Source organism: Prosthecobacter sp. (assembly GCF_044227185.1).
Classification (GTDB): Bacteria; Verrucomicrobiota; Verrucomicrobiia; order Verrucomicrobiales; family Verrucomicrobiaceae; genus Prosthecobacter.
On sequence record NZ_JBGAFO010000004.1, the window covers coordinates 601,908 to 615,159 of the forward strand.

Genomic DNA, 13,252 nt, shown 5'->3' on the forward strand with positions numbered 1-13,252 from the left:
TTTTAACGAAGCTTCAGCGTGGCCAGGCCGAGCATGGCGAAGAGCAGCGAGAGGATCCAGAAGCGCACGATCACCTGGTTCTCGTGCCAGCCCCCGAGTTCAAAATGATGATGGATCGGCGCCATCTTGAAGATGCGCTTCCCGCGCTTCTTGAAGCTCCACACCTGCAGGATCACGCTCATGGCCTCCATCACAAACACGCCGCCGACCAGCGCCAGCACGATCTCCTGCTTGCAGCCGATCGCCAGCGCCGCGATGCAGCCACCCAGCGCCAGGGAGCCCGTGTCTCCCATGAACATCTTCGCCGGGTGCGCATTGAACCACAGGAAGCCCAGGCAGGCCCCCGCCATCGCCATTGCCACGATGGGCAGCTCGTTCGCCAGGCTGTTGTGCGCCACGCCCAGATACTCCGAATACTTCGCGTTGCCGCAGATGTAGCCAAACGCCGCATACGCCAGCGAGGTCGTGATCGAGCAGCCCGTGGCCAGCCCGTCCAGGCCGTCCGTCAGGTTCACCGCGTTGGAGGCGCCCACGATGATCAGCGCAAACAGGCCGATCGCAAAGATGCCCATGTCAGAAATCACCGCATCCTTCACAAACGGGATGTACAGCGCGCGCAGCGTGATGCCGTTGTCTCCCGGCACCGCATACGCAAACATCACACCCGCCACCACCGCCACCGAGGTCTGCCACACCAGCTTCGTACGCGCGCTCACGCCTTTGGAGTTCTTCTTGCTGATTTTGAGGTAGTCGTCCCTGAAGCCCAGCGCACCGAGGCCGATCGTGGTGAAAAGCACCGTCCACACCATGATGTTGTCCCACTTCGCCCACAGCAGCGTGGAGATCACGATGGCGGAGAGAATCAAAATGCCGCCCATCGTTGGCGTGCCCGCCTTCTTGCCATGCAGTTCATGCAGCTTGTGCACTTCCTCCGCCGTGCGGATCGGCTGGCCGATCTTCAGGGAGATTAGCTTGCGGATCAGCCGCTCGCCATACATCAGCGACAAAGCAAAGGCCGTCAGCGCCGCCGCGCCCGCGCGGAACGTGTGGTACTTGAAGAGGTTGAGAATCTTGTACAGAGCGGCGTCATCGCTGATCCAGTGATGAGCGGTGAGCCATTCCCTAAGTTCGTAAAGCCAGTACATCATGAGGCGGAAAAATGCGTGAGGACCTGTTCCATGCGCGCGGAGCGGCTGCCCTTCAGCAGCACCACGTCCCCCTCGCGCAACCACTCACGCAGACGCGCGGCACAAGCGGCATGATCGGGAAAATGTTCGGAGAGCACGGTCTTCGAGGCGTCGGTGATCCACGCGGCCTCGCTGCCGCCCACGCTGAAGACGGCGTCCAGCCCCAGCGAACTGGCATACTCTCCCACCCGGCGGTGTTCGGTTTCGGCAATCGGCCCCAGCTCGCCCATCCGGCCCAGCACCGCCACGCGGCGGCTGCCAAACGACCCCAGCGTGCTGAGCGTCCGCAGACCGGCCATCATGCTGTCCGGGTTCGCATTGTAGGAATCATCGATGAAGTGAATGCCGCCCACGACCTTCGGCTCCACCCGGCCGCCCGTCAGCTTTGCCTGGTTCAGCGCATCCGCGATGTCCGCGGGCGCAATGCCCTGGCGCCAGCCCATGCAGGCCGCCAGCGCGGCGTTGCCCACCATGTGCTCGCCCAGAATCGGCAGGCGCGTTTCCACCTTCTCCCCGCCGAAATCCAGCGTGAAGGTCGTCCCCGTTGCATCCGCGCGCAGGTTGGAGGCCGCCACATCACCGCGCCCCACACCAGCCATCGAAACGCTGGCCTGGCAGTGCCGGGCGATCACTTCGCTGTACTTGTCATTCGCATTGAGCACCACCACGCCGCCCGCGCGCACGTTCGCCGCCAGCGTGCCCTTTTCCCACGCGATGGCGTCCTGCGTGCCCATGTATTCAATGTGCGCCATGCCCACGTTCGTGAGGATCCCGGCATCCGGCCTGGCGATGTCCGTCAGCACCTTGATCTCCCCCGGATGGTTCATCCCCATCTCGGCGACGCAGCAGCGGTCTCCTTCACGCAGGGACAGCAGCGTCAGCGGCAGGCCGATGTGGTTGTTCAGATTGCCCGCCGTGGCGCGCGTCTGGCATTTGCGCGCCATCACGATCGCCACCAGATCCTTCGTGGAAGTTTTGCCGTTGCTGCCGGTCAGCCCGATGATCAGCGGCGCATGCAGTTCACGGTAGCCGCGCGCCATGTTTTGCAGCGCCAGCAGCGTGTCCGCCACTTCGATCACGGCGCAGGGCAGCGTGCCCCAGGCCGGGTTGACTTTGCTGACCACCACGGCCGCCGCTCCGGACTCCGCCACCTGCGGCACGAAATCATGCGCGTCAAACTTGTCTCCCACCAGCGCCACAAACACATCGCCCGCGCTGATCTTGCGCGAGTCCGTGTTCACGTTTGTCACCAGACGCGCGCCGTCGCCACGCAGGGTGCCTGCGGCGAACTGGGCCAAAGTCTGAAGTGAAACGGGGATCATCGGTTGAAACGGTCGGGGCGGTCCGGCCGCTCGGGGCCGGGCCGGTCAGGAGGAGGTCGGTTGGGCGGGCGGTCAAAACCACCGCGCATGGCTTCGCGCTCCGCGGCTCTTTCTTCGCGTTCCGCGGCGCGGTCGGCCTTGAGCTGATGCAGGAAAATCCGGGCGATTTTGCGGTCATCAAACGGATGCTTCTTGCCCTGGATGTCCTGATAGTCCTCGTGCCCTTTTCCGGCAATGAGCACCAGGTCTCCGTCCCAGGCGTTTTGCAGCGCGGTCTGAATCGCCTCGCGGCGGTCCACGATGACGGCGTGCTTCTGCGGCCGTGCAAAGCCGGCCTTCGCATCGTTGAGGATCTGCTGTGGATCTTCCGTGCGCGGATTGTCAGAGGTCAGCACGCAGATGTCGCTGCCTGCTTCAGCCGCCGCCGCCATCTTCGGCCGCTTCGTGCGGTCCCGGTCTCCGCCGCAGCCAAACACCGTGATCAGCCGCCGCGGACGCAGCGCGCGCGCGGTGCGCAGCGCATTCTCCAAACCGTCCGGCGTATGGGCATAGTCCACATAGACGTGAAAGCGTGAGTTTTCAGACACCCGCTCCATGCGCCCCGGCACCTGCGGCGAATTCTGCAGGCTCTTGATGGCTTCCCGCAGGTTCAGCCCCACGCCCTGCGCCGCGGCCAGCGCTCCCAGCGCGTTGTACACATTGAAGTCGCCGATCAGCGGCAGCCGCACCAGGAAGCTGCGCCCCCTGGCCTCAAGCTCAAAGGTGGTCCCCGTCATGTCATAGCGCACGTTGATCGCGCGGTACTCGCAATGCACGCCGAAGCCGAAACGGACGACGCGCCCCGTGTGCTCAAAGCGCTGCACCAGCTTCCGCCCCCAGGAGTCGTCCCCGTTGATGATCAAAGCCGAGCGTGGTGACGCATCCGCCGTCATCTGAAACAGACGCACCTTGGCCTCGAAGTACTTCTCCATCGTGCCGTGGTAGTCCAGGTGGTCCTGCGTCAGGTTCGTGAAGATCGCCGCCGCAAACGGCAGCCCAAACACGCGGTCCTGATCCAGCGCATGGGAGGACACCTCCATCACACAGGCGCGGCAGCCGTTGTCACGCATGCTGGCCAGCAGGCCCTGGATTTCCAGCGACTCCGGCGTGGTGTGCGTGGCGGGCACGTGCTCGCCGTGGCCCAGGTCATAAAACACCGTGCCCAGCAGCCCGCTGCGCATCTGCGCGGAGTTGAAAAGATGATGCAGCAGGAACGCCGTCGTGGTCTTCCCGTTCGTGCCGGTGACGCCTGCAATCGTCAGCGCCTTCGCGGGGTGCCCGTTCAGCGCCGCGGCCGCCTGCGCCAGCGCAATGCGCGAGTGCCGCACATGCACCCATGGCACGGTGGCGTCCTCCGGCGGCGCCTGCTCCGAGATGATCGCCGCGGCGCCCTGCTCGACCGCCTTCGGAATGAAGGCATGGCCGTCCGCATGCGTGCCGCGGATGGCCACAAAGGCGATGCCGGGGCCCGCATTGCGTGAATCATAAGCAAAACCCGAAATTTCGGTGTCGAGGCTGCCGGAGACCGCCGGCTTGTCGAGATGGGGGATCAGGTCGCGCAGCTTCACGGTTCGCCTCCTTTCGCAGCCACCTTGATGGGACGTTCATGGCGGATCGCCAGGTGGTCCAGCGTCTCCCGCACCACCTCGGCAAAGATCGGCGCGGCAATGCGCCCGCCACGCACCATGGCGGAGCTTTCTGCCTTTGGATCATCCAGCATCACCAGACAGACGAGCCGCGGATCGTCAATCGGCGCCATGCCCACAAACGAGGTGAGGTAGGTGCCGTCGATGTAGCGTTTCTTTTCGGGATCATAGCGCCGGGTTGTGCCGGTTTTGCCTCCCACCCGCACCTCGGCCAGCGCCGCGCGCTTGCCCGTGCCCTCCACCACCACTCCTTCCAGGAAATCGCGCAGGGTCGCGGCGGTTTTGGAGCTGCAGGCCTGCCACACCGGCTGCGGTGGGATCACTTCGGTTCCCCCCCCCGGTTTGACGATGCGGTCGATGAGGCGTGGCTTCATGAGCACGCCTCCGTTCGCAATGGCTCCGTAGGCCATGCACATTTGCAGGGGGGTGACGTTGACTTCGTATCCGATTGGCATGCGTGAGTAGGTGGGGTCGCTCCATTTCCCGGTGTTCATGCGCCCGGCTTCTTCGCCGACGAGGCCGATGCCGGTGGGAGCACCAAATCCAAACCGTGTGGCATAATCCAGCATCATTTCCTTTCCAACTCGTTTGCTGATTTTGTACATCCCGATGTTGCTGGAATGAACCAGCACGCCCTTCACCGTCTGCATGCCCAGCGGCTCGTCGTCGCTCAGCTTTACCTTACGCACCGGGTCCTCATAATACATGTTCCCGCAGTCGATCATTTCCCCCGGCGTCACTTTCCGGTTGTCCAGCGCCGCCGCCAGCGTCACCACCTTGAAGATGGACCCCGGTTCATACGGCGCTGCGATCACATGATTGGTCCATGTGCTTTCGTCCGGGTTGTCCACATCCCGGTGCGGCCTCGCCGCCATCGCCAGCACTGTGCCGGTGGCGGGCTCTGTGACGACGATGACCACCCGCCGGGCGTTGTTCGCCTTCCAGGCGCGCTCGCAGATGGCCTCCACATTGTCCTGAAGCTGCATGTCGATGGTCAGGTGCACGTCGCTGCCGTGCTGGGGGTCCGTCACCTGGCCGCGGTAGGAGGGCAGCTCGTGCCCGGATTTGTCTCGCTCGATCAACTGCTCCCCAGGAATGCCGGTGAGGCGGGCATCCATGTATTTTTCCACTCCCCAGCGGCCTTTGTTGGCCGTGTCCGTGACACCCAGCACCAGCGAAAGCCGGTCCTGCGCCGGAAAACGCCGCGCCACCGTCGGGCGCATGTGGATGCCAAAGATATGCTGCTCCTTGAACAGGGCGCTCCACTGCTTGGAGGTTTCCTCGTCCACCTGCTTCGCCAGCACGATTTCAGGCTTGTCCGACGCGATCTGGCTGCGGATCTCCTCCTCCGGTTTGGGCAGGATGCCTGCCAGCACCTTCGCCACATGGTCATGGTAGGCCGCCAGCGTCTCCGGCTCGTCAAGCTGCTCGCGCAGTTCCACCGCCTTCACCCCCCGAATCGCGGCCAGATGATGCCTCACCGTGACCACCTCCCGCAGGTGCGTGCGGTCGGTGTAGAGCTCGTGCACGTCCTCGTCATGGGCCAGGTATTCACCGCTCAGGTCCTTGATCGCCCCCCGGTGCGCGGGCAGCACGATGTGGCGCTGGTATTTCTTCGCCGCCAGCGCCGCCAGACGCTGGGACTCCTTGATCTGGATCACGGCCAGCCGCCACGTCACCAGCGAAAACCCCGCCAGCAGCACAAAGAGCAGCACGAGCATGCGGCGGCAAACCGGACGATCTCGGCGGAGCTGAATTTGATTGGGCAGGGGCTGGCTCACTTGGACATGATTTGGGCGACTGACGGATCCGCCGCCGGCGTGGCGGCTTTCACCGGCTCTTCGGACACGGGTTTGAGAAGAAGAATCCCCTGCTTGGTGATCGGCCGCAGCAGGGTGCCGGCGTTGGTCAGGCGGGGCTGCACACGGTCGCGTGTCAGCATGGTTTCAATCCGGTTGTTCAGGGCCAGGATCTCGGCGTTCAGCAGACGCATGTCGGCTTCCACCTTGCGCTGCTCCTCGCCCAGCGCGCGCACCCGGTTCTTGCTCACGACAATCCCCAGGCCCACGAGCGCCAGCGACGCCACGACGATCAGGATCGCCGTGATCGTGGACAGGCCGAGGCTGTTGCGGTAGCGGTTGCGTGGGCGTGGTTTCATGTGGGCAGTCGTTCGGCGACACGCAGCACCGCGCTGCGCGCACGTGGGTTGAGTTCCACCTCCTGCGGCGTGGCCTGCACCGGCTTCCGCGTGATCAGCTTCAGCACGCAGTCGGGATTTTTTCGAGCCTCCGGCCATTCCGGACGGTCGATGAACGGGGCGGAAAGATGCTGCAGCGTTTGTTTCACGATGCGGTCTTCCAGGGAGTGGAACGAGATCACCGCCAGCCTGCCGCCAGGCTTCAGCCAGCGCGGCGCGGCGGCCAGAAAATCATGCAGCGCCGCCAGTTCGTCATTCACCGCAATGCGCAGCGCCTGAAACACCAGCGTGGCCGGATGGCGCTTCCCGCGCTTCGGCGAGGCGCTGGCCACCACCTCGGCAAGCTGCAGAGTCGTGCGGATCGGCGCCGCGGCCCGCGCTTTGACAATCGCCCGCGCAATGCGGCGCGCATTCGGCTCCTCGCCGTATTCAAAGAAGATCCGCACCAGCTCCGCCTCATCATCCGCGTTCACGATGTCCGCGGCAGTCCGTGGCGACTCGGTGTCCATGCGCAGGTCCAGCGGACCGTCCCGCATAAAGGAAAAGCCACGTTCCGCATCATCGAGCTGATGGCTCGACACGCCAATATCCACCAGCATGCCGTCAAAACCGGAGACTCCCGTTTCTTCAACGATCTGCGGAAAATTCCGGAAATTGCCGCGCAGCGCGCAGAACTGCGCCGCGTACGGCTTCAGTCGCTCCGTCGCATGCTTCAAGGCATTGAGATCCTGGTCCATCGCCACCACGCGGGCTCCATGCTGCAGCAAGGCTTCAGAATGCCCGCCGCCCCCCAGCGTTCCATCAAAAAACAGCTTTCCAGGAGCCGGCTCCAGCAGCGACACCACCTCCGCCAGCAGCACCGGCGCATGATAAAACGGCAGGTTTCGCACCGCCGCCTCGGGTGGCGCAGGCTCTGGAGCCTCCCCGCCTCCCCCTGCCCCTTGGCGAGTCACCAGCGTGCCCCGGCCCCACGGCATGAGGTCATCCATGGCATCCGTCGCTCCAAACCAGGACCATGCTCCCACCTGAGAAAATCCAATCAGTCTGGAAATCCCAGCAAACCACGACTCCACAGACGAACGCTCCCGCCGGATGGACCGAAGGGAGAAGCGCAACAAAGGAGAGCCAATAGTTGAGAGCGCGTTCATTGAAAGTGACGGATTTGCAAGCTGTCGAATGGACTGAGCATGACAGAAAAGGACCGCAGACCTAAAATTCTAACCAGTCCTTATAATCTAAAGACCGTATTCTTGGCAATCGTCTATTTTCAGAATTTTCATCCTTCTAAGTAATTACTCAAAGACTGTTCACTTGAGTAACTACAGCTTCTAGAGATACCCACAATCCCACCCCATCCCCAACCTCCTCCAACCTATCCACTACCAGAACCCATCCCCTCCTTCCCCCACAAACATCCCAGACGGAACTTCTCCTAACATTTGCGTCTTCATCCCAAGAGGAATCTCGACAGAAGGCCGGAAGTATTGCTAGCCTCGCGGAAATTGAAACAATTCCGACCCATCCCTCCCTATGGCCAAAAAACCTGCTCCCAAGAAGGCCCCCGCTAAACCAGCCAAAAAGCCGGCCGTGGTAAAAAAGAAGCCGGCCCCCGCGAAGAAGGCGGCCCCGGCCAAAAAGAAAGCGGAAGCAGTGAAACCCAAACCCGCGCCAAAACCCGCGCCAAAACCCGCGCCAAAACCCGCGGCCAAGCCCGCGCCCGCCAAGGCAGCTCCCCCGCCTCCCGTCAAGAAAGCCGAGCCGGCTCCCGTCCTGAAGCCCGTCTTTGAGGCGCCTGCTCCGAAACCTGTCGCCTCAGCTCCCACTCCCGCCGCCAAGGTCGTCATGAAAACCGCCGCCACAGGGGCCACGGCCCTGACCATCGCCGCCCAGGCCTCCGCCGGTGCCGCCGCCAATGGCAACTCGCATCCCGCCAACATCCTCGTTCTGATCAGCAGCGGCGGCTGGCCCGTCACAGATCTGACCAAGGACCACTTCACGCTGATGGAATACTTTGAGGTGCCCGGCCAGCAGGCTCCCTTCAGCAACAACATCACCTCCTTCCGCAATGTGGGCACCGGCGCCTACCTGCTCCAGGTCAAGCCCATCAACGGCGCCCCTTGGCGCAGCGGCCATCATCTGGCCCAAATCCTCGTCTCCTCCGCCGATGACCGTCAGGGCCAGGGCGCGGTGAAACTCATCATCCGCTGATTCGGGATCGACAGGTCGAACGGCTCCGCTAGCATGCGCGGCATGAACCGCCGCACCTTCCTCGCGCAATCGCTCGCCGCCACCGCCGCAGCCTCTCTTTCCCAGGCTGCCACCGGATCCAAACTCGCCATCGGTCTGGATCACTTCGCCGTACGCGCCACCGGCTGGAAGGCAGCGCAGTTCATCGACTACGCCGCATCGCTGAAGCTCGACACCATGTTCATCTCCGAACTGCCGGTGTTTGAAAACTTCGAGGAAGGCTACCTGAAAGGCCTCAAGGAACAGGCGGACCGTGCCGGCCTGAAGCTCTACGTGGGCACCGGCTGCGTCTGCGGCACCTCCAACCGCTGGAAGGACACCTACGGCACGCCGGAGGAGCATCTGAGCCTCACCATCCGCATTGCCAAAACTCTCGGCTCTCCCGTCGCACGCTGCTACCTGGGCGACCAAAAGGACCGCGCAGGCGACGGCGGCATTCAGCGGCACATCGAATCAGTGGTCAAAACCATCAAGGCCTGCCAGTCCAAGGCAGAAGGCGAGGGCATCAAGATCGCCATCGAAAACCACGCCGGAGACATGCAGTCCCATGAACTGAAAAGTCTCATCGAGGCCGCTGGCAAAGGCTACGTGGGCGCCAACATCGATCCCGGCAACGCCGTCTGGGCGCTCGAAGAACCGCTGATGCATCTCGAGGTTCTCGGGCCGCTCACCATCTGCAGCAGCGTGCGCGACAGCATGCTCTGGGAGAATGAAGACGGTGCCATGGTGCAGTGGACCGCCGTCGGCGAAGGCCTCGTCGATTACAAAGCCTACGCCAAACGCTTTGCAGAGCTCGCCCCCGGCGTGCCGCTTCAGGTCGAGACGATCTCCGGCTTCGCCCGTCCCTTCGCGTGGAAGAAGGATGAATTCTGGAAGATCTTCCCCAACCACCGCGACACCCCCATGTTCAAAGCCTGGCTCGACATGGCGAAACGCGGTCACAAGATCGACAGCTTCAAAGCTCCTGAAGGCGCCGGCAAGAAAGACGCCGAGATCGCCTACCAAAAAGGAGAGGCCGAGCGCAGCTTTGCCTGGCTGCGCGCCAACGCATAGGCAGCCCGGTCACATCACTTCTCGCGTTTCGCCTGCTGCTGCTGCAGCCATGCGGCCGCCTTCTTCGCCTTCACCGCAGCTTCGAGCTCCACCAAGCGGGGGCTCTCAAGCCCCGGCTTCGTCTTCTGCATCGCCCCGAAAACTCGCACCACCTCCGCAGCCCCCGCCTGCGGCAGATCAGCCGGTTCCGCACCGGGCTTTTTCAGAGACTCCGCCACTGCGCCCACAATGAAGGCGCGCACCAGTTCCACCGAGGCCTGGGGATATTCTTTTTCCAAGTCTTCGCCCAGCGTGCTGATCGTGTCATCAATGGTCAATGCGATCAGCGGAGTGACCTCCGCATACGCCAGAATGCCGCCCGCGAGATCGTGCCCCTTCTTGGAAAGCGGATCACTGCGATAGGTCTTGATCTGATCGGCCGTCTGCACGCGCAAGCCGGGATCCAGCACACAGCGGCGCACTTCTTCCACAAAGTCCGAGACACGCTCCACCACCTTGTCCTGCTCTTTGTCCGGTCCATTCGCCGGATAGGTCAGGCGTACTTTCACAAAGTGGTTTTTCAACATCATGATGCCGAGAAAGCTGGCGACCGCCGTTTCATTCCTGCCGGCATCGTCACTCTCGACGATGGTGTAGGCCATCGGCAGGGACAGCAGCGCGCTGGCACCGGCGCTTTCGGGAATGAGGTCAAACGGCTGGTATTCCGCATCTCCCATTTTCACCTTCATGTAGTGGCCCCGCCGCTGCATCTCCTCCACCTCCCACACCGCGCTCCCGGCGGTCTCACGAAGGGCCTCCTTGATCTCCTCAGACGTCTGCGCCTTTTTTTCACAAGGGTAAACATACACGTCTCCGCGCAGGCGTGCTTTGCGGTCTGAATACCGTACCGACCAGCCCAGCGCCGCCTTTTCGTAGTGGAAGACCTGCTCCGCCGTCATCTTCGCCAGTTCGGCCGGCAGCCTCAACCCAGTGTCCGCATGCTCCCACGGCAGGTTCGGCTCCGGTGGCGGCAGCGTCTCACCCTCCCCGGCCACCGCTGCAATCACGCTCATCAGAAGCAAACAAACCACGCGCAGGAAGAAAGTCTTCATCCCTGCATTCTCACCAAACCACCTCCGACCGCAACAGCCCGCTTGCGAAATGCTGCTTTTGACTGCAAACATCACGGCCCTCCTCAGCGCGTGGATAGCTCAGTGGTAGAGCGGCTCGTTTACACCGTGAAGTGTCATTTGAGTCGCACCTGATCTCATATGCTCTCACTAGGAGAAACAGACTTTTGGCAAGCGAGTCGGATAGGATCGACGACCTCCCGCATTGGCCAGTGTTGTTTAGGTCGTCACTGGGGCTGGCATCATTGCGTTGGCTGGGTCGGGGTTGGAGCAGGCTTTGAGGCGGAGGAATTCTGAGCAGGTTGGATTTTAGGCGGCTGCGGTGTCAATTTGTTCTGAGCAGGCTGGCTAGGTGGTGAGGGCAACCCAACCGGGGGCGCTTTTGCAGTCGCTCCAGAAGCGCTAGCTTTAGAAGCGGGAACTCCCATCGGTGGCATGTTTGGGCGGGTAACCGTGACTTGCTTGGGTGCCCCCGGCGGCGGCGTGAAGGACTGCGAGCCGCTGGAAGGCGTGAAGCTGGAAGGCGGAGCCACATTCGAGACACCAGGATACACGACAGCACCGGGCGGCAGCGCCGTGGGACCTTGCTGGATCGCATACGCCGGCCGCGGAACACCGGGCATCGATGGGCCGCCATTGATCAGCGCCCCCGGCGGTCCAAACGGCGCCTTGTTTTGCGGCGTCAAAACCGTCTGTCCCAGCACCATCACCATCGTCGCAAGGGTGACGTAAAAAGGCCACACGGAAAAAGACGCCAGCCCACCCAGCGTTTGGACGGACCCCGCCAGTCCACCCCCGCCCGACTGCAGCCGGAACAAGTCCTCCATTCGCACCGTTCCCTTCGCCGCCAGCGCCGCAGCACGGTCCGCCTGCACCTTGTAGGTCGCATCCGCCAGAGCCAGCAGCAAAGCCGGTGCCGCAGCCCAAACCATCGCCTCCGCCCCCATCCTTCCCGCCGCCAGAGCCAGCACCACCGAACTCAAAACCACACTCCACAACTTGCAAGTCGCACTCTGCCCCGCCAGCCGTTGCAAAGTTGAGTGTAAAAACGTCGACGCCTCAGATGGAGAAACATTCATATTCTGGTATTAACAACCTTCCGCCCCACTTGCAGCATCTTTTTTACATCCAACATCAATATTTTATTATCCCCTCGACACGCCCCACCATTTCAGAGCGACAGACACCAAATCTTCCGCACGCCGCCAATCACATTGCCATGCTGCACTGGCAGCGCCAGGCGAGTTCGTCGGGAGGATTTAACCCAGAGGCCGCGTGCGCAACCGCCGCAGGGTGTAGAAGGGGGAAGACGACTCCGAGATGCGTCTGGCACCGTGTTTGCGCTTGGGACTGAATTGATCCCGCTGCGCCTCGAAGATGCCTTCCACAAATTCGCGGCTGCCCAGCACCACACCATCTGTGAAGTAACGAACTCGAAGGCGAATCAGCTCCGCCGGGCTGAGCCTGCCCTTCGCCGCCAGCACCGCACGAACGCTTTGCGCGCTCACGCCGCGCTGCACTACCTTCTCATTCTGCGCATCTTTGATCTCCCGTCCCTCATCATGCAGCAGACAGCGGTAAGCCTCGGCAGCTTCGGCACTACGCCAGCCATCCACCGGCTTGCCCAGCGCCTTGCACAGGCCGCGCTGTGCACGGCGGCTGCCGCTCAATGCCTCGGCGTATCCGCACCAGCGGTAGTCCTTGGGGTCATTGACGAGGCCAGCGCGGACAGGGTTGAGATCGATGTAGGCGGCCATGGTGCGCAGGGGCTCGCCTTTGCCTTCAACCAGCACGCTTTTGAAGCGGTCCATCCACAGCGTGCCACGCCGGCCGCGCCGCTTGTTGAACCAGCGGCTAAAGCGCTCTTTGATTTCTTTCACGAAGAGGGACAGGTCGCAGAAACGCCTCTTGAGAGCCTCCAGCCTCTGCTCCGCCAGCGCCGCCATGCCGCGTGAGCGGAGGTCCGCCAGCTCATCGCGCAGCAGGCCCAGGTAGGCCCTGCTGTAGAGGGTGCCCAGGTGCTCAAACAGCTTCGCCTCACCCTGCGGCCCCTCAAACCGCTCCAACCAAGTGGCGCGATGCGGCACCTCGGCCAGCAGATGGAAATGATTCCCCATGAGGCAGTAGGTCACGATCTTGATCCCGGAGAACTCCGCCATGCGCCAGATCACTCTTCGCAGCGCCTCCCTCTCCACCTCATCAAACCAGATCTCCCCGCCACAGGCGCGTGACATGACATGGTAGCAGTAAGACTCCAGCGGCCCCTTCCCCAGAATGCGCTTGCGCCCACCCGACCACGAACGCGCGGCAGGATAGAGCCCGGTTTTGGCATTCACCCCCACAAGCTGCTCCTCAAGCGGGACACACTGGTGATGAGGGGATTGAACAGCTTTCATGGCGGGAAAATGGGTGAAAATCGATCGAAGTCAATTGCTATATGCCTGGCATCTTT

Annotated in this window: 11 protein-coding genes; 3 read left to right on the forward strand and 8 right to left on the reverse strand. The window is 62.6% G+C overall.

What is annotated here, in order from left to right; all coding sequences use genetic code 11:
* Positions 1-2: 2 nt before the first annotated feature.
* From mraY to rsmH, 6 genes are read right to left on the reverse strand one after another with little or no spacing between them, the layout of a single operon-like run.
* On the reverse strand, positions 3-1,148 hold the full coding sequence (mraY, locus tag ACILSQ_RS12960; protein WP_395744056.1) for a phospho-N-acetylmuramoyl-pentapeptide-transferase: 1,146 nt from the start codon (positions 1,146-1,148) through the stop codon (positions 3-5).
* Positions 1,145-2,509, reverse strand: a complete 1,365-nt coding sequence (gene murF / locus ACILSQ_RS12965; protein ID WP_395744057.1) for a UDP-N-acetylmuramoyl-tripeptide--D-alanyl-D-alanine ligase — start codon at positions 2,507-2,509, stop codon at positions 1,145-1,147. The genes mraY and murF overlap by 4 nt, the downstream gene beginning before the upstream one ends.
* Positions 2,506-4,116, reverse strand: a complete 1,611-nt coding sequence (locus tag ACILSQ_RS12970) for a UDP-N-acetylmuramoyl-L-alanyl-D-glutamate--2,6-diaminopimelate ligase (protein WP_395744058.1) — start codon at positions 4,114-4,116, stop codon at positions 2,506-2,508. The genes murF and ACILSQ_RS12970 overlap by 4 nt, the downstream gene beginning before the upstream one ends.
* Entirely contained in the window at positions 4,113-5,915 is a 1,803-nt protein-coding gene (locus tag ACILSQ_RS12975; protein ID WP_395744059.1) for a peptidoglycan D,D-transpeptidase FtsI family protein, read from the reverse strand. The genes ACILSQ_RS12970 and ACILSQ_RS12975 overlap by 4 nt, the downstream gene beginning before the upstream one ends.
* 56 nt (positions 5,916-5,971) lie before the next feature.
* Positions 5,972-6,352, reverse strand: coding sequence for a hypothetical protein (locus tag ACILSQ_RS12980; protein ID WP_395744060.1), 381 nt, complete (start codon positions 6,350-6,352; stop codon positions 5,972-5,974).
* Positions 6,349-7,416 carry a 16S rRNA (cytosine(1402)-N(4))-methyltransferase RsmH gene (rsmH, locus tag ACILSQ_RS12985; RefSeq protein ID WP_395744061.1) on the reverse strand — a complete coding sequence of 356 codons (1,068 nt, stop codon included), beginning with the start codon at positions 7,414-7,416 and terminating at the stop codon, positions 6,349-6,351. The genes ACILSQ_RS12980 and rsmH overlap by 4 nt, the downstream gene beginning before the upstream one ends.
* Before the next feature lie 505 nt (positions 7,417-7,921).
* On the opposite strand from rsmH, the gene ACILSQ_RS12990 reads away from it, so the two are divergent.
* Together ACILSQ_RS12990 and ACILSQ_RS12995 are read left to right on the forward strand one after the other, a co-directional pair.
* A complete protein-coding gene (locus tag ACILSQ_RS12990; RefSeq protein ID WP_395744062.1) occupies positions 7,922-8,599 on the forward strand; it encodes a hypothetical protein in 678 nt (225 codons plus the stop codon).
* Positions 8,600-8,641: 42 nt separating this feature from the next.
* Positions 8,642-9,691 carry a sugar phosphate isomerase/epimerase family protein gene (locus tag ACILSQ_RS12995; protein WP_395744063.1) on the forward strand — a complete coding sequence of 350 codons (1,050 nt, stop codon included), beginning with the start codon at positions 8,642-8,644 and terminating at the stop codon, positions 9,689-9,691.
* Between the two features lie 14 nt (positions 9,692-9,705).
* Here ACILSQ_RS12995 and ACILSQ_RS13000 read toward each other — a convergent pair whose 3' ends face one another.
* Entirely contained in the window at positions 9,706-10,782 is a 1,077-nt protein-coding gene (locus ACILSQ_RS13000; protein WP_395744064.1) for a hypothetical protein, read from the reverse strand.
* A 471-nt stretch (positions 10,783-11,253) separates the two neighbouring features.
* Between ACILSQ_RS13000 and ACILSQ_RS13005 the strand changes: the two genes are divergently transcribed.
* Entirely contained in the window at positions 11,254-11,532 is a 279-nt protein-coding gene (locus ACILSQ_RS13005) for a hypothetical protein (RefSeq protein WP_395744065.1), read from the forward strand.
* Between the two features lie 527 nt (positions 11,533-12,059).
* Here ACILSQ_RS13005 and ACILSQ_RS13010 read toward each other — a convergent pair.
* On the reverse strand, positions 12,060-13,196 hold the full coding sequence (locus tag ACILSQ_RS13010) for a transposase (protein ID WP_395744066.1): 1,137 nt from the start codon (positions 13,194-13,196) through the stop codon (positions 12,060-12,062).
* Positions 13,197-13,252 lie beyond the last annotated feature (56 nt).